Source organism: Sphingomonas phyllosphaerae 5.2, from assembly GCF_000419605.1.
Classification (GTDB): Bacteria; Pseudomonadota; Alphaproteobacteria; order Sphingomonadales; family Sphingomonadaceae; genus Sphingomonas; species Sphingomonas phyllosphaerae_B.
Window position 1 is genome coordinate 897,256 of the sequence record NZ_ATTI01000001.1, and the last position, 21,473, is coordinate 918,728.

Sequence of the window (21,473 nt, forward strand, 5' to 3'; positions counted from 1 at the left end):
CCACAGCGTACCAAAGGTTTGGGGTGTGTGATGGTCAGGGAGGAATGCCTAGGGTCAGGACTCATTGGTCATAGCCAGAAGATGACTGTGGCCGCGAGGGCGACGGCGGAGAGGAAGACCGTTGGGCATCGGTCGTAGCGTGTGGCGACGCGGCGCCAATCTTTCAGGCGGCCGAACATGATCTCGATGCGGCTGCGGCGCCGGTAGCGCCGCTTGTCGTACCTGACCGGCTCGTTGCGCGATCTACGGCCCGGGATGCAGGGCTGGATGCCCTTGGCTTCCAGGGCGTCCCTGAACCAATCCGCATCATAACCGCGATCACCAAGCAGCCATTGCGCCTTTGGCAGATCGTCGAGCAGAGCTGCCGCGCCGGTGTAGTCGCTGACCTGCCCGGCGGTCATGAAGAAGCTCAAGGGCCGCCCATCCGCATCGCTGACGGCATGCAACTTGGTGTTCATACCGCCTTTCGTGCGGCCGATCAGGCGGCCGAGATCCCCTTTTTAACCCGCAGGCTCGATGCCGTGCGGTGTGCCTTCAGGTAAGTCGCGTCGATCATGACTGTTTTCGGCACGGCCTCCGCTGACGCCAGACCCTCCATCATGCGCAGGAAAACGCCCCGTTCACCCCAGCGCTTCCACCGGTTGTACAGCGTCTTGTGCGGACCATACGCGCTCGGTGCATCACACCAGCGCAGTCCGTTGCGATTGACGAAGACGATGCCACTCAGCACCCGTCGGTCATCGACCCGCGGCTTGCCATGGCTCTTGGGGAAGTACGGCTGCAGGCGCGCCATCTGCTCATCCGTCAACCAGTACAGGTCGCTCATCCACGCTCTCCTCACGGGGCCTGAATCAGATCGCGGCGCTCACATCAATGGGTCCTGACCGTAGGCATCGGTTCAATCTTCGGGGGAGGGGAAGATGTCGGTTATGTGGAACGGCGGGGCGTCGCGCGTCATGTTCAGCGCTACAGCGGTTCTGTCTATCCGCGGTGGCCTCGTCCATCTTCTTCGGATCTCCGGCTTACGCCAGCGCGACTTATCCGAATTACATTATAGGCGATATCAAGGATATCATGTCCTTCCGGGGAGCGCTCCTGGTCCGGATTGATAATGACAAGGTACCAACCATGTGCAACGGATCAGGTTCGTCCTGGATGAGGGGCGATCAGTCCGGTACCGCGATGGTCAGTGTGATCCTGTCATATTGTCTTCAGGGAAAAAGACGCTTCGCGCTCTATACTGACGGCTGGATTTCCGGCTATTGTCCGATCGGGCAGGCGGATCCGGAAAGCTGACGCACCGGCAGTCGGTGCCTCGGGAATCAGCCTTGGGGGGATGTATGAAGAAAATCGTTCTGGGTTGCGCGCTTCTGATTGTGCCTGCCATAGCCGGTGCTCAGTCGACGACGACATACACTTATGATGCTCTTGGTCGACTCGTAGGATCGGCAACCGATCGCGGGCCAGGGGCGTCGACCACGACGATCGAGTATGATCCGGCGGGTAACCGCAAGACCTATAAGGTTTCGGGCGCTGCTAATGGCGCCGACGAAGGGGCCGGCGCGTCAGTGCCGAGCAAGCCGCGGTTTGTCGTTGTGCCGCTGAATGGCTTCACTTTGATCCCGCTCAGCTGAATTCTGGCCTGGCGGGCGCCAAACTGGTCGCGGACGGTAAGCTTTGCTGCGATGGTCCGATCGCAGGGTTTTGCCATTTTATCGGGAAGAGGCTGTTCACTTGAAGCTCATGCGGCAGCTGCGGGCTTTGACTGGCGCGATCCTGTTCTGCTCGGAGGCTGCATCTGCGGCCTTCATCTGCAAGGCAAACCCGCGAGCATATCTCGCGATCGGCGGAGACGGCGTTAATATATACAGGCATTGGCAACGGAAGCTCGGAAGCCATCGTGGCAATCTGTAGCGTCTTATCCACCAATTGGTCCGCCACCGCTCAGGCTTGCACGGCGTCGTATTCGCTATGGCTTGCCCTGCGTAGCGCCGGCGCAAAGGCTTTGCCGCACATCAATCCTGCGTGCCAGGCGATGTGGGGGCAACTGGGTGCCTATCGTTTGGCAGCTGACAGCATCACGTGCCCTGCTACATGCTTGCAGAGTAGCAGTCAGGTACCGCGTCGTTACTATTATTGCATCATTGCTGTCTTTTAGAGAAGGTAATTGTCATGGGGGTTTGGTCCGGCAAAGCGGGGGCGAGGTTTGCAATGACAGTCGCCTCAGCGGTGGCGTGTGTCACATCATCCCCGTCGTCGGCGGATGTCTATTGCGGCGGCGATGCTCCTGTCCTCCGCGTTCTCACCTATAGCGACGGCGGTGTGCTGGTTCAGACGGCGTGGCGAGGTGACTTCTTGCAGATCTGTAATCTGGAAAAGGCGTGGAAAGGCGTTTCTCCTGGGACGTGCTTCGCATGGATGTCAAAAATAGCCAGCGGAATCGCTTCTAGCAAGCGTACGGGTTTTTGGTACGGGGGGCTTACTGGTTCCGACGCTTGCAGAACCCTGCCGACGTACAGCAACGCTCCTGCGCCAGTTTATGTCGACCTCGTGCAGTGAGAATCATCGACATAAAAGGGTTTGGGAAGCGAGGGTGCCGGTGAACAGGCGAAATTGGAATCTTGCTGTCGCTGCGTGCGTGGCGCTGCTCGGTGCTCCTGAGGCACATGCCGCAGCGTACTGCCTTGCCACGCCCGGCGAGGTGCTCGTCGGAGCTGATGGCATGGTGGACGTGCTTACTCCATCACGCGGTGACTGGGTCGGAGTGTGTAACCTCCGCGCCACCTGGAAGGGCGTTGATCCATCGATCTGTGTTGGCTGGTTCGCGATGGTGGCGAATGCGGTCACTCAACATAAGGGGCTTGGATTGTATTACACGGACCTGGCCCAATCTGATTGTGCGTCCATAGACACGTATGAGAGAAGTCCTGCTCCTCGCTACGTTAGGGTCGCCGGGAGCTGAACAAGCGCTAATTGTCAATATTTTTACACCGGGGGAGAAGACTTGATGTCGTCTAAACAGGATAAAATGTCCCTGACGAGGGCGTCGCGATTCAGCACGACGTGGAAAATGCTACCGCTCGCGGCATTGTTCGTGATCGGCGTGGCTGGCTCTTCGACGCCGGCGCTAGCTTCAAATCAAGGCGGCTTGGTAACTAAAGTCGCCTTTGCTGGTCCGCGTTTACTATTTTGGGTGAGTGGCGCCCGGGGCGGCGCGCGGCCCGGTTGCGACTGCTGTAACAGGTGGGAACTCGCTGTGTCCGATCCGAACGGCCAGGCGCGGATGTCGCTGGTGCTGACGGCGTATGCGCAAGGCAAAAACATCTCGATCGCGGGAACCGGGGCTTGTGTCGCCGGGGCTAACGATACCGAAGGAGTTGATTACTTCGAGGTTTCATAAGGGTCGCCATTTTATGGGTCAGCACGTAAACTACAGCGCCCGCCTGTTTGACTTGGGCGCTTGCGGTGGTGCGCCCTTTATATAAGCCTCTTTTATAGTAGGCGAGAGGCTCATGCAGTCTTTTCTGCGCTATTATCAGCCTGAAGAATAGATGGTGCGAATAGGGCCGGGGTTCAGGTGCTGCGGCGGCGTAGCCTTAATATGCGTGTTGCGTGGCGGGGCGCCGGTTGTCGTCGCTCAGCAGCGAATAGGTTCCCTGTCCTATTTTGAAGAGCGCGGCGGGCTCCTTGTCAGGCCAGCCAATGGGGCGATTGATCGGCAAGGGTGCGCAAGAGGCGACTTTTACATGCTTCCTCGATCTCAGACCGGTTACGCCGGGACCGGTTCCCTGCTTATCGCAGCAGCTTCCTCGGGACGGGCTGTGAGCATCTCCTCTAGCGGATGCGGCGAAGGCTTCACGCACATTTCCAGTGTTGTTCTCTGGTTCTTCAGTTTCGCTCTCCTCTGATCTTATTCGAGCCCGGGCGGAGATGGGCCTCATATGGCACCCATCAACCTTCTGCGTCTCCCATGGAGGCTCCCAGCGTATGCGACGAGCGGAGATGAGAAGGGCGAGTAGCTGCTTGGAGTACTGCGTCAGAGAGGCTAGGAAGTTACAAAGCCGGGGGAGTTTGCACGTGATGGGGAACTGGTTGGGTCGCCTGTCGGCGAATGCGGCGGGGGTGTTCGCGAGCACTGCCGCGGCGGCGCAGGATTTTAGCGGAGATCCGGCGGGCTCCGGACCGATTGTCGGAGCGGTCCGCTGGCTTCAGGGGACATTGCTGGGAACGATAGCAACAGTCGTGGCGGTAATCGCTATCGCAGTGGTCGGCTTCATGATGCTGACGGGGCGGATCAACTGGCGCTATGGAGCGACCGTGATTGTGGGTTGCTTTATTCTTTTTGGTGCCGCGAGCATCGTGGCAGGTATCCAGTCGACCGCCGCACTCGGGGGCTGAGCAGTGAGCGACATTGAGCGCGATCAGCTCTTTACAGCTCTGACGCGCCCGCAGATGTTTGCGGGCGTCACCTACAGCTTTTTCACTGCGAATGCGGTGATCGCGACAGAGCTTTACCTGATCTTCCGCACCGTCTGGGTGGTGGTTGCCGCGCTGATCATTCACCTGGCAGGCGTCGTCTTGTGCGTCAGGGAGCCTCGGTTTTTTGATTTATGGCTGACGAAGGTCAGCCGCTGTCCACGCGTGCGCAATCATTCGATCTGGCGATGCAACTCCTACCGGCCCTGACCCGCGACCCGAAGGTGATTGCGCGGGAGAAGCCTGCTGGCAGTCACCTCCCGTATGCCCGTCAGGTCGATCCTCATACGCTGGAGACGCGCGACGGCCTGCTCATGCAGGTCGTCCATCTGCGCGGGCTCCTGTTTGAAACGGCTGATTCCGATGAGCTGAACTACCGGAAGCGACTGCGCGATGCGATGCTGCAGGCTGTCGGCTCATCGCAGTTCGCCATCTATCACCACATCGTGCGACGGCGGGTGGATGTAGCGCACCAGGGATCGTTCCCGGATACCTTCTCGGCCAGACTTGATGCGGCATGGCAGGCCCGACTTGCCGACAGGCGGCTGTACGTTAACGATCTCTATCTCACGATCGTGCGGCGGCCCTTGCAGGGCAAGGTTGGCGCGATCGATCGCGTTCGTCAGCTCTTCGCCGGCAGGGCAGTCGATACCAGCGCGCACGATCTGCGCCAGCTGGATACCGCGCGAGAGGCGCTTGTGGCGGCACTGGGAAGCTACGAACCACGTCTGCTCTCGACCTACGAGACCGCGGACGCTCTCTGCTCCGAGCCGTTGGAGTTCCTGTCCGACATCCTGAACGGCGAGATGCGCCCGGTGCTCCTGCCGATGCAGGACGTCGGAGACTATCTCCCTTACCGCCGCATCAGCTTCGGGCAGGAAACGGTAGAGTTGGGTGCGGCCGGCTCCGCGGAGCGGAGCTTCCTCGGCATCCTGTCCATCAAGGATTACCCGGCGCAGACCAGTGCGGGCATGTTTGACGAGTTGCTTCGCCTGCCCGTCGAGATCGTCATGTCGCAGTCGTTCGGGTTCGTTGATCGTTCTGCCGCGCTCGGACGGATGAACCTGACGCTGCGTCGCATGCGTTCGGCCGAGGATGAAGCGATCAGCCTGCGCTCCAGCCTTTCGGAGGCAAAGGACGAGGTCGCCGCAGGACGGGCCGGCTTCGGTGAACATCATATGACGATCGCGATCCGGGGCGACACCCCCGCGGCCGTCGATGGGGCGATCGCCGAGGTGCAGGCGACCCTTGCAGAGCTCGGTGTCATCGCCGTGCGTGAAGATATTGCCCTCGAGCCGGCTTTCTGGGCGCAGTTTCCCGGAAACTTCCGGTACATTGCCCGGCGGGGGCTTGTCTCGACGGCCAATTTCGCCGGACTGGCGAGTGCGCACAACTTCGCGCTCGGGCAGGCAGAGGACAATCACTGGGGCAGCGCGGTGTCGCTGCTCGAAACGACCGCAGCCGGACCATATTACTTCAATTTTCATCACGGTGATCTCGGCAACTTCACCGTGATCGGCCCATCCGGCTCGGGCAAGACGGTGGTCGTCAACTTTCTTCTTGCGCAGGCGCGCCGCGCCGATCCGAAGATCGTGTTCTTCGATAAAGATCGTGGTGCCGAGCTATTCATCCGCGCGATCGGCGGAACCTACGACGTGCTGCGTCCGGGGGAGCCATCAGGGCTCAATCCGCTGTTGCTGGAAGAGACGGCTGCCAATCGTCAGTTCCTGATCGACTGGCTGGTGCTGCTTGCCGGCGGTGACAGTCTTGAAGACGCCGAGCAGATACGTGAGGCCGTCGACGCCAACTTCCAAGCACCTGCCGACTTCAGGCGGCTCCGCTATCTCGCGGAGCTGTTCCGCGGGGGACGGCGCCCGCAGGCTGGCGACCTGTGGTCGCGCCTGCGCCCCTGGTGGGGCGATGGTGAGCGCGCCTGGCTGTTCGACAATGAACGCGACACCACCGACCTGGCGGCCCGTGCGGTCGGGTTCGACATGACGCAGATCCTCGACGACCCGGCAGTGCGGACGCCGGCGATGATGTACCTTTTCCACCGTGTGGAGGAGCGGCTCGACGGAACGCCGTCGATCATCGTCGTCGACGAGGGCTGGAAGGCGCTTGATGACGATGTGTTCGTGCGCCGGATCAAGGACTGGGAGAAGACGATCCGCAAGCGCAACGGGATCGTAGGGTTTGCCACGCAAAGCGCGCAGGATGCGTTGCAAAGCCGTATCGCCAGCGCGATCATCGAGCAGGCGGCGACGCAGATTTTCATGGCCAATCCGAAAGCGCAAGCGACTGACTACGTCGACGGGTTCGGGCTGACGACGCACGAGTTTGAACTGGTGCGCTCGCTGCCGGACAGCGCGCGCTGCTTTCTCGTCAAGCATGGCAGTGAGAGCGTGGTCGTCAGGCTCAACCTTGCTGGCGAGCAGGAGCTTCTGACGGTTCTATCCGGACGGGAGCACACGGTACGATTGCTCGACGAAATTCGCGCCGAAGTCGGTGACGATCCGGACGTCTGGCTGCCGCGCCTGCTGGAGCGGGTATGATGGCAGCTGTTTGTGCACTTACGCCAGCACCGGATCGCTTTGCGTCCGGGCTGATGCAATATCTCGACTGTCAGGCATCGTCTCTGGGCTCGCAAGGGTTCATGGCAATGGCAGCGCCGGGGTCGAGCGTATCGCTGCTGCTGTCCGCACTGCTGACGATTTTCATTGCCCTGATCGGTTACCGTCTCCTGTTCGGAGAGACGCTGAACCTGCGCGATGGTGTGCTCGCGTTCGTCAAGATCGGCATCGTGCTGGCGTTTGCGACCAGCTGGCCGGCATACCGAACCGTCGTCTTCGATGTCGTTCTCCGTGCTCCGGCAGAAGTCGCGGGTGAAATCGGCCGTCCTGCTGGCTTGCCGGGTGCGACGGGCGGGCTGACGACGCGTATGGACGCGGTTGATCGCGCGTTCCGCATACTGGCGATCTATGGCGCGGGAGTCCCGACACGCCAGCAGGTCGAGGAGGCGAATGGCGTTGCTCCGCCCCTGTTCGCCAACTTCGATGCCTTCGCGCTCGGGGCCGCTCGGGTCGTTTTTCTGGTGGGAGGGCTTGGCGCGTTTGCGCTGACCAGGATCACGGCGGGGCTGTTGCTCGCACTCGGCCCTTTGTTCATCGCGTTCCTGTTATTTTCAGTAACGCGCGGACTCGCCGAGGGATGGGTCCGCGGTCTGGCCGCAGCCACGCTCGGGAGTGCAGCCATCGCCGTCGCTCTTGGAATTGAGCTCGCGCTGCTTGAGCCCTGGCTTTACGGGCTGGCCTCGCAACGTGCCGGCGGCCTTGCCATCCCGGGGGCCCCCGCCGCTATACTGACCGCTTCCATCATATTCGCGCTGGCAATTTCAGGCCTTGTGGCGCTGGCGGGGCGCATCGCGTTCGGCCTGCGGTTACCGGTTCCCCAAAGTTTGTCGGCTATGCTGCCAAACATTGGAATTGCTACCACCGAGGCCCGGATCGTCGCTTCATCCTCCGGCCATACGATGGCGGAGAACAGGTCACGCGCCATGGCCATTGCGGACAGTATCGTTTCAGCTCAACGACGCGACGAAAGAGCGTCAGGTGGCGCATCCCGCGTGCAAACGACGGCGGGCAGTCTGGTTCGCAGCGCGGGCGCGGGAGATACTTCAGGCGGTACGCCGATTGGGCAGAGCTTCCGTCGGCGAAATGCGAGGCGCGTATCGGCCGGTGCGACTGCGCGCGACAGACAATCAGGGGGACGTGGGATATGAACAGGATGAGAAAACGCACTGCCGTGCTGGTTGCGGCTGCGGCGCTGTGCCTGAGTAGTTCACCAGCGGCGTGGGCCAGTGCGGTCACCGGCAGGGTGACAAAGGTTCAGACGCGAGCCTCGGACGGCCTTCAGCTCGTCGAGGTCGATGGTGCCCGCTCAGCCGCACCATCGTGCGCGACGCATTTGTACTTCATCATCAGGGATGAACGATCGGACGCCGGCAAAGCGCAGTACGCGATGCTGATGGCGGCGTGGCTTGCGGATAAGGTGGTTACAATCCATGGTCAGGATGTCTGCAGCCGCTGGGGCGATGGCGAGGACATACTTGCGGTCACATACGGTCGATGAGTGGCACCAAACCAGGTGATTCTGCTGCCGCTGACAAACGCAGCGGCAATCAGGCAGACAAATACTTCGCACAAGCTGGCAGCTGGGCGCAGGATGGCCGCGATGCGCTGGTACGCTCGCGCCGCAACGCCTGGCTCATCGCGACTGCGGCGACGGTGATTGCGGTCTGCGAAGCATTTGCGCTGCTGGTGCTTATGCCGCTGAAGACGGTCGTTCCCTACACCCTGCTGGTCGACAGGCAGACAGGGTTTGTGCAGGAGCTGAAGCCGCTGGATGCCCAGACGATCTCCCCCGATCGCGCACTCACGCAATCGTTCCTGGTTCAGTATGTAATCGCCCGGGAGGGTTTCGATTACACCACGGTCCAGAGCGACTACCGCAAGGTCGGATTGTGGTCGACCGGTGCAGCGCGTGCTGATTATATCGCAGCTATGCAGGCTTCCAGTCCGGACAGCCCGCTGGCGAGACTCCCGCGTTCGACCACTCTGGATGTGCAGGTGAAGAGCGTTACGGCGCTTGCAAACGGCGCTGCACTCGTGCGCTACGACAAGCGCCGTCGCGATGCGGGCGGCGTCGGACAGCCGGCTCAGCCGTGGGTCGCAGTGATCCAATATGGCTTTTCGGGCGAGCCGCTGAGCGTCGCCGACCGCTTCATCAATCCACTGGGCTTCCAGGTGCGTCGTTACCGCCGGAGCCAGGAAGCGGTGCCGGCACCCGAGCCGGCGTTCCAGCCATCGGAGGCGCGCGAACCCGGACCGGGTGGCATGACGTCGCCGCAGGTGTCGCGTCCGTGATCTGGCTGCGCTTTTCGGCTGCTGTCGCATTCGTTTTGTTCGCCTCGCCTCTCTCTGCGCAGATGCCGTGGGGTGGGGGAGATCAGCGCATCCAGACTATTGAGTATCGCAACGATCAGGTGGTCCGCGTACGCGCCTCGCCGGGCTACCAGGTGACGGTCGAGCTGGCGCCGGACGAGCGCGTCGAAAGTATCGCGCTGGGCGACAGCGGCGCATGGCAGGTGGTCGCGAACAAGGCAGGCAACCTGTTGTACGTGAAACCGATCCAGGCTGATATCTCGACCAACATGTCTGTCACCACCGACGTGCGGACCTATAATTTTGAGCTTGCCAGCGTTGCAGAAGCCTCAGGTGATTTGCCCTTTTTGATCCGCTTTCGCTACCCGGCCGTGCTGCCGCAGATGGGGATGAACGCGATGCCCGGCGCGGGACCGCCCGGGAACATGATCGCCGACTATCGCCTTCGCGGCGACAAGACTCTGTATCCGGCCTCCATCAGCGACGATGGCGCCCGGACATATATCGAGTGGCCTGCTGATGGCCCGCTTCCAGCGGTGTACAGCCGGGATGGCGGGAGCGAAATGCTGGTCAACGGCAATGTGCGAGGCAAGTTCTTCGTGATCGACAGCGTCGTACGCGAGCTGGTTTTCCGTATCGACAAGCGGCGGGCGCGTGCCGAGCGACTGCCGGCGCAGGAAAAGAAATGACGGACGCCCGCGCAGCCACGCCACAGCAGGACCCGCGCCTTCAGCCTGGGCAGGAGCCGCTGCGCGACATACGTCCGTCGGTTCAGCGGCCACGGTCGGGCCTCTCGGGCGCGGGTATCGCTGCGCTGGCCGCGGTCGGAGCTATGGGGCTCTTTGGCGTTCTTGAAGCGCGGAGGCACAACGCGACGGCACCTGCAACGCGGGCCGCGACGGGTGAAGCAAGCGGTACTGCGGCGCCGCCACCGTTGTACGTTCCCGCCGAGCCACGTCCGGTGTTTTTCGAACCAGCGCGGCCGGTGGTCGCCCCGGCTACGTCTGCTGCGGCTGTACCTCCACCTCCACCCGCGGTGCCGCCGGTACTTACACAGGCTCCGCCGTCGAACATGGAATTTTCATCCCCGATCTACGGCGCTGCGCAAGGCGGCACGGCAGCGCCACCCGCACCTTCTCCGCCGCGCAATGTGAGCGGTCCTGCTTTAATCGTTGACGCGTCGGCCGGGAGAGCTCCTGAGCAGGACAAAGAAGCAGCCGAGGGAGAGAATACCAGCGACAACAAGCGCGTGCGGCTGTCGACCACCCGCGCGCGGGCTGCCATGCTCGCAAATCGTTCGACGACCGTCCCGCAGGGCACGCTTATTCCGGCGGTTCTAGAAACCGGCTTTGACTCAACAGCGCCGGGGTTCGCTCGCGCACTCGTGCAAAAGGACGTGCACGGCTTTGACGGGACGCGCGTGCTCATCCCACGGGGGAGTCGGCTTATCGGCGAGTATGGCGCTGACACGGAGCGGGGGCAGCGCCGCGCTGTCATTCTCTGGTCGCGGCTCATCCGCCCGGACGGGGTGACGATCGCAATCGGATCGCCTGCGGCTGACCCTGTCGGCCGGGGTGGCGTGAAGGCAGACGTCAACACGCACTTTCTCGAGCGCTTCAGCGGCGCGATTCTTCAGTCTGCGCTTGATCTGGGCATCACCCTGGCTGCGCGAAGCAGTCGTTCGCCCGTGATCGTTGCGTTGCCGGGAGCTGGCAGTCGGGTGGCGTCGACAGTGCCTGCGCAATCAAACGATATATCTCCAACGTTGCGGGTACCCCCGGGCCGGAGCGTAAGCGTGTTCGTCGCACGCGATCTCGACTTCACCGAGGCGGATGGTGCGCGATGAGTGTCGACGGCTGGCGCTATCTGCACAACTATCTGGCGCCGGTCGCACACCTGCTGGCTCGCGAGGATGTCACTGATATCTATGTCAATCGGCCGCATGAGATCTGGGCCGAGACGCTGGGCGGCAAGATCGAACGCCACGATATCGCCGCGCTCGACACGCCAACGCTGGAGCGGCTGGTTCGTCAGGTCGCTGCGTTCTCGCATCAGGGCATCAACCGTGAGCACCCTGTACTCTCGGCAGTGCTGCCCGATGGCTCGCGCATTCAGGTGATTGCGCCACCAGCGACGCGTGGAGAGATGGCACTTGCGATACGTCGCCATGTTGTCGCAGACATGTCGCTCGACGACTATGCCACAGCTGGTGGCTTCGAGGAGGCGCAGCGTCGCCTCAGCAGCGCTGACGAAGGGCAACGGGACGAGTTTGCTGATCTGTATCGGCGCGGAGACTTCGTCGGAGTCCTCCGTAGCGCAGTTCAGCAACGCCGAAACATCCTTGTGTCTGGTGGTACGTCGACCGGTAAGACTACCTTCCTGAACGCGCTCATTCGCGAAATCCCGGCGGACGAGCGCTTGATCACCATAGAGGACACTCCGGAGCTGCAGGTACGGCATGCCAACGCCATCGGACTTCTTGCCGCACGCGGGCAGCTGGGCGAGGCACAGGTGAGCGCAGATGATCTCGTATCGGCGTCGCTGCGAATGCGTCCTGACCGAATCATCCTCGGTGAGTTGCGCGGCCCTGAAGCGTACGCCTTTCTGCGCGCTATCAATACGGGTCATCCGGGGTCGATGACGACGGTACATGCTGACAGCACGCATGGGGCGGTCGAGCAGATTGCTTTACTCATTCTTCAGGGGGGCACTCGTCTCAGCCGGCAGGATGTCTTGCAATATGTGCGTAACTCGATCAGCGTATATGTGCAGCTGGGCCGTGTTGCAGGACGCCGCCATATCCAGGAGGTCGTCGTCGCGTGATCGTCCCCACATCGCCCCTGACTGACCCGGACGGCACCAACACCGTTCTTGCAGCCGCAGCGTGGATCCGGGCGCTGGCGATCGGAACTCCCGCTACGATCATCGCAACGATCGCGATTGCAACTGTGGGCTTCCTGATGCTTGCCGGACGCCTGCCGCTTCGCAGAGCGGGTACGGTGCTTCTCGGATGCTTTATCATCTTTGGGGCAGGCAACATCGCGACGGCACTGATCGGGCTGGCGACCGTAAGCAGCGGCACCACATCGACTGCACCTCTCGAGCCAGCTCCGCCCGCTCAGGTAACTGCGCCGGCACAGCCTGATGTCTATGATCCTTATGCAGGTGCTTCGGTTCCGGTACGATAGTCACACAAAATCAACGGTAAAGGGGGGAGGGCATGAAGAAGCCTAGTTTTTGGTGCGGCGTGATAGCCGGACTTCTGGCCGCGGTTCCCGCCGCTGCGTGGGATGGCGAGAAGCGCGGCAAAATCGCGGGGCTCGATGTGGTGTCAGATGGCGGAAACTTCGGATTTCGCGTCTACATGAACGCGGGGCCAATGTGTCAGACATCGGAAACCTGGGCGTACATCAACAGCAACACCAATAATTATGAGGCAATGGTGTCCCTTCTGACAACCATGTACCTTGCCGGAAAAGAAGTGACGATCCTCACAACGAGGAATGGGGTCTACTGCGAGATTGGATATGTTCAGGTTCGCTGAACGCGAGCCTGCGAAGCTAAATGGGGGAAGGGACAGTATGAAGAAGTCTTTCAAGAGTGCGGCAATCGTGCTTCTGGCGATCATCGCAGGCGCAGGGCCAGTGCAAGCGGAATATAACTCCAACGTCGTCGGCACTATCACGAACGTCTTAACGTACGACGGCGGGCATTTTTTATTCACATTGTCGGCAATGCCATCTAGTCCTTGTGCTAACTATTTCATTGTGCCTAGCGATATACCTGTTGACGGGCGGCAGATGCTTCTGAGCAGGGCGCTAATGGCAAAGGCCAGCGGTGAAGCGATCAACATCGGGTATGACAATAAGACCTGCGTCAATGGGTGGTACAGGGTTCATCGAATTGGATAGCATGCGAGCTTAAGTATAAAATAACGAACGATTTTTGAGTTAGGCGGATGCGGTCAATCTATTGACTGGCGAAACCTTCGCTACGTATTGCTTCACGGATCCCGCACTTGGCCGCCTCCTTCGGGTGGGTAAAACGGGGGGGGGCGGCACCGGAGGATGGACGAGCGCGGTTGCTTGGTCAGGAACCAACAATTTCATTTGGGGGACGGAAGGCATGATTTTTGTGATAAGGGGAGCAAGGGTTTCGGCGCGAGGTACTTGCTCGCGCATGGCGCTGCTTGCCGGACTGATGCTTTCGCCGCAGCCGGCCTCCGCACAATCATCCGCTATCGAAGCTCAGCCCCAGATAATTGTTCCCGATGAAAACGGCGTCGATCTTCAGTCCGGGTCACTGGCAACGGCGTCATTTAAAACGGCCATCGGGGACAAGGATGACCCTACCTTCTTCGTGACGTCTTTACGAGCCGGATCTGCCGCCCCTACGAGCACTCCCATTCTCGGCCGAGTGGTGGGGATAACATGCAGCTACCTGACTTCAACGTACTGCAGTAGCACCCGAAGGGTTGAGTTTAACGGTTACAGCAGATGGTTCAATAGCGGGGTGAATGGCGAAGGTGACACTCTCACCTACGAAAACAATCTCATCCTTCTCACGTTGCGGGACGGTACCCGGATGAGGTTCGATCCCAGCCGCGCGCCAACACCTAATCCGAATGCAGGAGAGAATGAGGTCGGTCGCTTGATCGAACTTATCAAGCCTAACGGGGAAACTCTCACCTACTCGAATTTCAACGCCTTTGGTCCGACGATGATCGTGAGTAATCGTGGTTACACAGCGATTCTCCAAGAAACTAGCAATCTAAATCTCGGCTCGTCGAACTCGAAGCTAACATTTGTTAACTCGGCGAAAGTTTACTGCTCCAGCAGCGGGGCATGTGGCGCATCCTCGACAACATGGCCGAGTGCATCGGAATCGATCGAAACAGCTAATCGAACGACTACACAGAAGGCCACGGATGCTTTGGGCAAGGTCTCTACCCACGTCTCCACCATCGGGGCGGGGCGCGTTGATCATTCAATAGCCGACCGCGATGGCAAGGCTTACGCTTTTACGGAGACGATATTCGAGTATTTCTACGCAGGGCAATCATTTACGTTTATACCTGTGACATCAATTACAAGGAATCAGAATACAACAAATTACAAGTATACTGTAAATGCCTCGAATAACGACGGCGTTACAGCAACTTACTCGAATGGGGAGACCAAAACTGCACGTATTACGGGTAGAAGCATCTTCATTCGTGACGGTCAGGGCGGGGAAACAGAGGTTAATTACCTGCTTGCTGCTGCGCGACCGGGAGCAAACGTCGTTAAGAACCAGCCGTTGTCTTCGCGGCTCGCGTATGTTATCTATCCTGAAGGAAACAGGATTGACTATTCGTATGATGTTCGCGGCAATGTAACGAAGATCGTCACCACGCCGAAGCCGGGCTCGGGGCAGGCGGCGGTTGCAAGTAGCGCCTCGTATTCGGCTACATGCAGCAATCCGAAAGTCTGTAACAAGCCTGATTACGTGATCGACGCGCGCGGCAACCGCACAGATTTCCAATATAGCCCAGATCATGGTGGAGTGACCATGCGGACGGCCCCCGCGCGCCCAAGCGGCGTCCGTGCGCAAACGCGCTATGAGTACGCTCAGCTTAGCGCGAGACGCATGAACAGTGTCGGACAGCTTGAATCTAGCGCACCAATCTGGAAACTGGTCCGGGAGCGCACGTGCGGAGTTGCCGCGACATGCGATGGGTCTCCCGATGAGCGAGTTACCAGCTATACCTATGATGATAATCTACTGACTAAGACCGTCAGTACGTCGAACGGAAGTGGCTCTATAACAAGAACTGTTCAGAATACGTATGACGCAGTTGGAAACCTTGTGGAGATCGACGGCCCGCTTCCGGGGGCGGTTGATACCAGCAAGATGTTCTATGACGCGAATCGTAACCTTATAGCAACCTTGTCGGCAGACCCTGATGGGAGCGGGTCTCTGCCGGTACTGGCGTCGAGCTTCGAGCTGGATAATGAGGGTCGCTCGATAAATACCCGATCAGGGACCGCTATCAATCAAAGTGTTGCGGCACTTGCCGGGATGAGCACGATCCAGACTACGGCTACTTCTTACACTAATGCGGGTTTAAAGAGAGAAGAACGAATAGTCGCGGATGGCCAGGCTCAACGGATTACCCAGTTCTCCTACGATGGCAGGAGTCGCCTGCAATGTACTGCGGTTCGTATGAATCAGGCGGTCTATGACAGGTTGCCAAGCGACGCGTGCGTGCTCGGTACCACAGGCACGCTCGGCCCGGACCGGATCACGCGCACGTTCTATGATGATGGTGGCCGCACCATTCAGGTGCGCCAGGCGGTTGGGACATCTGACGAGCAGGCATTTGCGACATATGCTTATAGCGGCAACGGTATGAAGACCGATGTCGTGGACGCCAATGGGGGGCGCGCGCAATTCGCATACGACGGATTTGACAGGCTTCGGCGCTGGAGCTTTCCAGGTACGGCGCGGGCTGTTGGATTCAATCCGTTAACGCCCAGTGCAGCGTTGGCGACGGCAGGCGCATCGTCCAGCTCTGATTACGAAGCGTACGAATATGATGCCAGCGGTAATCGCCGTGCGCTACGGCGTCGCGACGGCCGGGTGTTGTCGTACGAGTATGACGCTCTGAATCGGCTTGTGTCTAAAATCGTTCCTGATGGATGCGCCCCGAACCAAGTTGGCGCCTGTCCCGTGGGGGCGGCAACTCGTGACGTCTTTTACGCGTACGACCTGCTAGGGAACGCGACGGAAGCGCGGTTCGACACGTTAGCCGGGGAGGGCGTTACCAACGTGTACGACGCACTCGGTCAGCTTAGTTCCTCGACTACCGCAATGGGTGGCGTCAGCCGTAAAGTCGATCTAAGCTATAATAGCGACGGAACCCGACGGTCGATTTCAACTCCGGGCGGTACGTGGACGTATACCTATGATAATCTAGGCCGGCTCATCGGTCTTTACGAGGGCAACAATACCGGAAATAGTCTCTCCAGTTGGTTCTACAATTCTCTGGGTCTGCCTGATCGCGTGAGTGAGCGTGGTGGAAGCGCTGTGAACTGGACCTATGATGGCCTGGGCAGGCTCATCGGGCAGTCGGACAGGTTCGCAGGCGGTTCAAATAGTTTAATGGCAACGCTGCAATATAATCCAGCGAGTCAGATTGTGTCGCGGACACGAGACAATTTGGATTTCGCATTTACGGGAGCGTACAACGTAGCGCGCGCCTATGCTGCGAACGGGCTCAATCAGTACGACACCGCGGGGGGGGCTAAGTTTAGCTATGATGCAAATGGCAACCTCGTTGGCGATGGAGTAAACACGTTCACCTACGATGCCGAAAATCGGCTCGTCGCATCGGGATCAGGCGCCTCCCTCACCTATGATCCGCTTGGACGTCTTTTTCAGCTGTCTGGCTCGCGAGGGACCACGCAGCTCCTTTATGACGGGGATCAGCTGACCGCTGAGTTCGATGGGTTGGGCGTGATGACAAATCACTTCGTTCACGGCCCCGGCGCTGATGATCCGCTAATCTGGTACAAGGGCACGGACGGAGCACGTTGGTTCCATCGTGATCATCAGGGTTCCATAGTGGCGATTGCAGGTACGGCGGGGGCTGGCGAGACAATCAACCGCTATGACGATTACGGTATTCCAAGCGCGTCTAACAGCGGCAGGTTCCAGTACACCGGGCAGGCGTGGATTCCGGAGCTGGGCATTTATCACTATAAGGCTCGGGCGTATTCGCCTACACTTGGCCGCTTCCTGCAAACTGATCCAATTGGATATGATGATCAGATCAATCTCTATAGCTATGTCGCAAACGATCCGGTCAATAAGGTCGACCACACGGGTGAGCGGATCAGCGTAGCCATACATGAGGTGGGCTTCGGACAATATCACACCAAGATTGTCGTCGTGCCGGATGACCAGAAGACATTCAGGAATGACGATCGATTTCAGTCCGATGCGAATGGAGTCCGCTTTATGACTATCGGAGGAGGTCCTGATACAAAGTTGAACGTCTTCGGGCCGCTTGTCGGCGATATCAACCGGCCAAAGGACGTATCAAAGACGCTGTCCGGTGAGAGTCTGGAGGTTGCTAGGATTGCTCCAGGCAAGGGAGACAGCGAGAACAACCTCATTAATCGGATGGTTGGAGTGGCGCAGAGCTACAAGGACGATAAACCCTACAGCTTGTTTCCGTCTGCCAAGGGAAACAATTATAATTCGAACAGCTTTGCCTATGGTGTTCTAGGTGCTGTGGGAGCAAAGAACGTGCCTATTCCCCAAGGTTATTCTGTTCCTGGAGCGGACAAGCCACTTCCTGCTGAGAACTTCTGCAAGCCGGGGATGTCGGGATGCGCGAGATGATCGGTCGTCTATATACCGTTCCGGCCGTAGCCATATCGTCGTTCGTAATCGGCATACTGGCCACAACCGTGACTGTATTCTTGGGAAGAAGTGCCGGCATCAGTTTTCTGATCATAGCTTCACTCTCTTATGCGGGCATGAACTACCTTTCGGAGAAGAGGGTCGGGGAGTCAGCAGTTGCTTTCATTTCTGTCCTACTAATTGGCGGAGTTGTGGCCGTAGTATTAGGCTATATCTTGGTTAATTACATTCTCGATATATAGCCTTCCCGCTGACGTGGGGTCGGTGGATATACCAGTGTCGATCGCCCCGACCTGTGCGCCGTCGCGCAGACCGAGGGCGTCGGTGAGGCTGGCGCGGCTGTCGGTATAGACGGCCGCGCTGGTTCTGGCCCTGCTGATCGCGACATAGACGGAGGCGGCGTCGATGGTGTTGGCGCGGAACGATTCGAGGTGTGCCATGACCCGATCGGCACCGTCAAACCAAATGCACCGTCTAGTAATCGGGTGAGGGTGGGGTAGGGCGGGCCATGTCCCGCCCACGCAAGCCAGCCTCGCCGTTCCGCTACTTCAACTCCTCGCCGGAGGTGATCCGGCTAGTGGTGCTGATGTACGTGCGCTTCCCGTTGAGCCTCCGCAACGTCGAGGACCTGCTGTTTGAGCGCGGGATCGACATCTGTCACGAGACGGTGCGGCTATGGTGGAACAGGTTCGGTCCGCTGTTCGCCGGCGACATCCGCCGGCAGCGGGTGAGCCGCATGGGTGGCTTTCGTCACTGGCGCTGGCACCTGGACGAGATGTACGTGAAGCTGAACGGCGAGATGGTCTACCTCTGGCGAGCGGTCGACCATGAAGGCGAGGTGCTTGAAAGCTACGTCACGAAGAGCCGCGATAAGGCGGCTGCACTCGCTTTCATGAAGAAGGTGCTGAAGCGCCACGGCTCGCCCGAGGCGATCACCACCGACGGTCTGCGCAGCTACGGCGCAGCGATGAACGAACTGGGCAACCGCGAGAAGCAGGAGGTGGGGCGCTGGGCGAACAACCGGGTGGAAAACAGCCATCTGCCATTCCGACGACGGGAACGAGCGATGCAGCGGTTCCGGCAGATGAAGACGCTGCAGAAGTTCGCTTCAGTTCACGCCAACGTCCACAACCACTTTAGCCTGGAACGCCACCTTATCGATCGACAGACCTACCGGGAACGACGCTCCGCCGCACTGGCGGAGTGGCAGGCACTCGTCAGCTGAACGTCGCCGGCAAAGACCGAGGTGCATCGTGTAGAGAGCGGTTCGCATTAGACTGACAGCACCCGCACGGCTGCCCTGGGTGAACTCGGGGTTACCGTCTACGTCTTCAAGGCAAGGTCGCGCGGCCAGGGCGTGAAAGAGACGAAGCAGTACCTTCAGCGCGAGTACTTCAAGAACAACATGACCGTGCTGTTCTCGCTGAACGGTCAGGTCCACGGGTCGTACACGTCCGAGTTCGTCAGCCGGGCGCTCAAGATGCCGCTGCTGAAGGACTACCTGCTTGCCCACGTCGACTGCTCCAACCTGCACATGGCGGTTCGAAACGAGCTCTTCATGGCGTCGCGCGACCGGCTGAAGGCCGGGGACAAGGCCGACGAGGTGCGCAAGCACCTGCGAGACATGCTGCTGTCCAGCGAACTCAGGGAAATCGCCAAGCGCCGTAAGTCCAGTCTCAACGTCGATAGCGGCGATGCGGGACAGATGCTCCGTGACCTGACACGCAACATGCCGATGAACGACGCGCTGACGAAGATACTGCGCCAGACGTTCGACATTCCCGACCAGCGGCCCGGCACCTCGGTCAAGAAGGAACGGGAGGAGCCGAACCGGCCTCGTAAGGAGCCTCGCGACGCTCCGCCCTTTCATCCGCAGCGCTATCCATCCGCGTTCCGCGCCAAGGGTGGCGACGGCAGCGAGGGCGGCGTGAAGGTCTACAAGCTGCCGACGGGAGGGTCCCGAACCATTTCCTTCGCGACGGATGTCGAGAACGACTTCTTCGACAGGACCGACGATCCCGGCGACATGTCGCTCGCGATCATGCGTCCGTCGAGCGCTGGCGGGGGTAGTGGCGGGGTGCCAGACCCTTCCGTTGAGGGCGACCTGCTGAACGTCGTGCGCACCAGCCCCTTGGACGGGACGATCAAGGTGGGGGTGCGCGCGACGGCGGAGATGAAGGTCGGGGATTCTGCGGAGATCAAGGCGGTGCTGACGAGTCCGCAGGGCGATCTGGTGGAGACCGTGCTCGTGCGCGTTACAGATCCGGAACCTACTCCGCCCCGGAAGGAACCTGACGTCGAACCTCCGCTCGGCATACCCGAGCTTGTCCTCTGCTCGAAGGAGGGTGGCGAGGGGCTAAAGTCATGGGAGGAGATCAACGAGGGTGGCGTCGAGATGGGATACGACGTTGTGGTCTATCCACTCGTAGAGGATGACAAGCTGTCGCGCATCTACGTCAACGTGGACAGTAAGGTGCTGAAGGACTTCAACTCGGGTGCCAAGTCGTCGGAGGCCGCCGAGATGGCCGAGCGGCGTTACATCAGCGCGGTTTACTTCCACACGCTCTTCCTGTTCGCCACGACGAAGTCGCGGAAGTACGACCTCAGACGAGGCGATGAGGGCGACAAGGATGGTTCCGAGGTTGATCTCGCCGACTATGTCTCCGATCTCTTCTCCTCCTCCTACGCGCAGTTCCTGCTGAACTTTGACACGACCGACATGCTTGAAGCGATCGCGTGAGCCAGCCGTTCGGCATACTGGTGGTTCTGCTTGCCCCGCTTACGGTGGCGATGGCGGCCTGGTTTGGCCACGTCGTGCTGCGCGGGACGCGCATCTCGGAGATGCGCCAGAAGTGGATCGATGATCAGCGTGCGGATCTGGCTACCGTCGTCTCGCGCGCTCACGTTCTGGTCGAGCTGGCCAAGGCGGGTTCCGACCTCAACGAGACGCGCGCCGAGGCCCTGGGCGAGCTCGAGGCCGCCGCCTACCGGATCAAGCTGCGGGAGAACCCGATCAAGCCGGAGTGGACGGACGTGATCGATCGGGTAGACTGGATTCGCGACCATGTCCGAAACCCGGACGAAGTTGGAACCGCACTCTCGTCGCTTTCTGGCGCTATCATCCCCTCGGCGCGGCACCGGCTCAAGCAGGAGTGGACTTTGGTTCGGGACGGAGAGACCTCATACCAGATCGCGTCGCATAGGTACTGGTGGCTGGTGGGGCTCTTCGCGATCGTAGCGCTCGCTATAATCGTACTCGGCGCGATCGCCGGCAACGAGACCAAGGCCGCGCCATTGCCGGCGCAGCTCGATGCGAAGTGCATGGCGGGATGCTATCTCCGGCTTCGGTAGACTTGGTGTTTGGCGTCTGATGGTGAAGCGCCATGTTGTCAACGAGGAGGCGGGCAACTAGCCGTCGCCGATGGAGCGCGTGGATCCCGGGTGGCGGGGACGCAAGAACGACTGGCCGCTGAGATCGTGGCGGCGGCCCTGGGGTGTTTTTGGAGGAGGGGTACAGGCGGGTGATCGCGAAGATGAACGGGCGTCAGAAAGTGAGAAGCCTAAAGACGGGTCTGAACGTCCGCTTGTGGGTCTTCACCACACGCAGGAGGGACTGGCCGGCCCTTCGTTGACGTCCGTCACGCGATA

Annotated in this window: 20 protein-coding genes; 18 read left to right on the forward strand and 2 right to left on the reverse strand. The window is 60.1% G+C overall.

The features are described from left to right. Positions 1-68 precede the first annotated feature (68 nt). A protein-coding gene (locus tag SPHPHY_RS21240) for an IS5 family transposase (RefSeq protein ID WP_156024961.1) occupies positions 69-826 on the reverse strand; the annotation gives its coding sequence in 2 pieces (ribosomal slippage) (positions 69-493 and positions 493-826; 759 coding nt in all). A gap of 514 nt (positions 827-1,340) precedes the next feature. On the opposite strand from SPHPHY_RS21240, the gene SPHPHY_RS21815 reads away from it, so the two are divergent. From SPHPHY_RS21815 to SPHPHY_RS21260, 15 genes are all read left to right on the forward strand, one after another. Beyond that, a complete protein-coding gene (locus tag SPHPHY_RS21815; RefSeq protein WP_156025006.1) occupies positions 1,341-1,634 on the forward strand; it encodes a hypothetical protein in 294 nt (97 codons plus the stop codon). 1,436 nt (positions 1,635-3,070) lie between these two features. After that, the gene (locus SPHPHY_RS21820; protein ID WP_156025007.1) at positions 3,071-3,400 is read left to right on the forward strand and encodes a hypothetical protein; all 330 of its coding nucleotides are present in this window, start codon (positions 3,071-3,073) and stop codon (positions 3,398-3,400) included. 680 nt (positions 3,401-4,080) lie between these two features. Next, positions 4,081-4,398: a TrbC/VirB2 family protein gene (locus SPHPHY_RS0104280; protein WP_051148373.1), complete on the forward strand. Its 318-nt coding sequence runs from the start codon at positions 4,081-4,083 to the stop codon at positions 4,396-4,398. Positions 4,399-4,401: 3 nt separating this feature from the next. After that, positions 4,402-4,686, forward strand: a complete 285-nt coding sequence (locus SPHPHY_RS0104285; RefSeq protein ID WP_022685466.1) for a type IV secretion system protein VirB3 — start codon at positions 4,402-4,404, stop codon at positions 4,684-4,686. Then, positions 4,665-7,028: a VirB4 family type IV secretion system protein gene (locus SPHPHY_RS0104290; RefSeq protein ID WP_022685467.1), complete on the forward strand. Its 2,364-nt coding sequence runs from the start codon at positions 4,665-4,667 to the stop codon at positions 7,026-7,028. The genes SPHPHY_RS0104285 and SPHPHY_RS0104290 overlap by 22 nt, the downstream gene beginning before the upstream one ends. Further along, the gene (locus SPHPHY_RS19230; RefSeq protein ID WP_022685468.1) at positions 7,025-8,254 is read left to right on the forward strand and encodes a type IV secretion system protein; all 1,230 of its coding nucleotides are present in this window, start codon (positions 7,025-7,027) and stop codon (positions 8,252-8,254) included. Before SPHPHY_RS0104290 ends, SPHPHY_RS19230 begins: the two co-directional genes overlap by 4 nt. Beyond that, positions 8,251-8,604 carry a hypothetical protein gene (locus SPHPHY_RS21245; RefSeq protein WP_022685469.1) on the forward strand — a complete coding sequence of 118 codons (354 nt, stop codon included), beginning with the start codon at positions 8,251-8,253 and terminating at the stop codon, positions 8,602-8,604. The genes SPHPHY_RS19230 and SPHPHY_RS21245 overlap by 4 nt, the downstream gene beginning before the upstream one ends. Then, positions 8,601-9,398, forward strand: a complete 798-nt coding sequence (locus SPHPHY_RS19235) for a virB8 family protein (protein ID WP_022685470.1) — start codon at positions 8,601-8,603, stop codon at positions 9,396-9,398. Before SPHPHY_RS21245 ends, SPHPHY_RS19235 begins: the two co-directional genes overlap by 4 nt. Continuing rightward, positions 9,395-10,105 (forward strand): TrbG/VirB9 family P-type conjugative transfer protein, encoded by a 711-nt coding sequence (locus tag SPHPHY_RS20860; protein WP_022685471.1) that lies wholly within the window; start codon positions 9,395-9,397, stop codon positions 10,103-10,105. The genes SPHPHY_RS19235 and SPHPHY_RS20860 overlap by 4 nt, the downstream gene beginning before the upstream one ends. Positions 10,106-10,665: 560 nt before the next feature. Next, positions 10,666-11,262 carry a TrbI/VirB10 family protein gene (locus SPHPHY_RS21250; protein ID WP_231370349.1) on the forward strand — a complete coding sequence of 199 codons (597 nt, stop codon included), beginning with the start codon at positions 10,666-10,668 and terminating at the stop codon, positions 11,260-11,262. After that, positions 11,259-12,239, forward strand: a complete 981-nt coding sequence (virB11, locus tag SPHPHY_RS0104320; protein WP_022685473.1) for a P-type DNA transfer ATPase VirB11 — start codon at positions 11,259-11,261, stop codon at positions 12,237-12,239. The genes SPHPHY_RS21250 and virB11 overlap by 4 nt, the downstream gene beginning before the upstream one ends. Then, positions 12,236-12,604, forward strand: a complete 369-nt coding sequence (locus SPHPHY_RS21255) for a TrbC/VirB2 family protein (RefSeq protein WP_196802113.1) — start codon at positions 12,236-12,238, stop codon at positions 12,602-12,604. The genes virB11 and SPHPHY_RS21255 overlap by 4 nt, the downstream gene beginning before the upstream one ends. A gap of 32 nt (positions 12,605-12,636) precedes the next feature. Next, a complete protein-coding gene (locus SPHPHY_RS19250; protein WP_022685474.1) occupies positions 12,637-12,960 on the forward strand; it encodes a hypothetical protein in 324 nt (107 codons plus the stop codon). Positions 12,961-12,997: 37 nt separating this feature from the next. Beyond that, positions 12,998-13,327, forward strand: coding sequence for a hypothetical protein (locus SPHPHY_RS21825; RefSeq protein WP_156025008.1), 330 nt, complete (start codon positions 12,998-13,000; stop codon positions 13,325-13,327). A gap of 673 nt (positions 13,328-14,000) precedes the next feature. Continuing rightward, positions 14,001-17,804: an RHS repeat domain-containing protein gene (locus SPHPHY_RS21260; protein WP_196802114.1), complete on the forward strand. Its 3,804-nt coding sequence runs from the start codon at positions 14,001-14,003 to the stop codon at positions 17,802-17,804. A 224-nt stretch (positions 17,805-18,028) separates the two neighbouring features. Here the strand turns inward: SPHPHY_RS21260 and SPHPHY_RS0104330 are convergent, their stop codons facing one another. After that, positions 18,029-18,265, reverse strand: coding sequence for a hypothetical protein (locus SPHPHY_RS0104330; RefSeq protein ID WP_022685475.1), 237 nt, complete (start codon positions 18,263-18,265; stop codon positions 18,029-18,031). A gap of 68 nt (positions 18,266-18,333) precedes the next feature. On the opposite strand from SPHPHY_RS0104330, the gene SPHPHY_RS0104335 reads away from it, so the two are divergent. The 3 genes from SPHPHY_RS0104335 to SPHPHY_RS0104345 all read left to right on the forward strand — a co-directional run bounded on the left by SPHPHY_RS0104335 (position 18,334) and on the right by SPHPHY_RS0104345 (position 21,176). Continuing rightward, positions 18,334-19,050 (forward strand): IS6 family transposase, encoded by a 717-nt coding sequence (locus SPHPHY_RS0104335; protein WP_022685476.1) that lies wholly within the window; start codon positions 18,334-18,336, stop codon positions 19,048-19,050. Between the two features lie 132 nt (positions 19,051-19,182). After that, a complete protein-coding gene (locus SPHPHY_RS19255; RefSeq protein ID WP_022685477.1) occupies positions 19,183-20,565 on the forward strand; it encodes a hypothetical protein in 1,383 nt (460 codons plus the stop codon). Then, positions 20,562-21,176 carry a hypothetical protein gene (locus SPHPHY_RS0104345; RefSeq protein ID WP_022685478.1) on the forward strand — a complete coding sequence of 205 codons (615 nt, stop codon included), beginning with the start codon at positions 20,562-20,564 and terminating at the stop codon, positions 21,174-21,176. Before SPHPHY_RS19255 ends, SPHPHY_RS0104345 begins: the two co-directional genes overlap by 4 nt. The last annotated feature ends 297 nt before the right edge of the window (positions 21,177-21,473 follow it).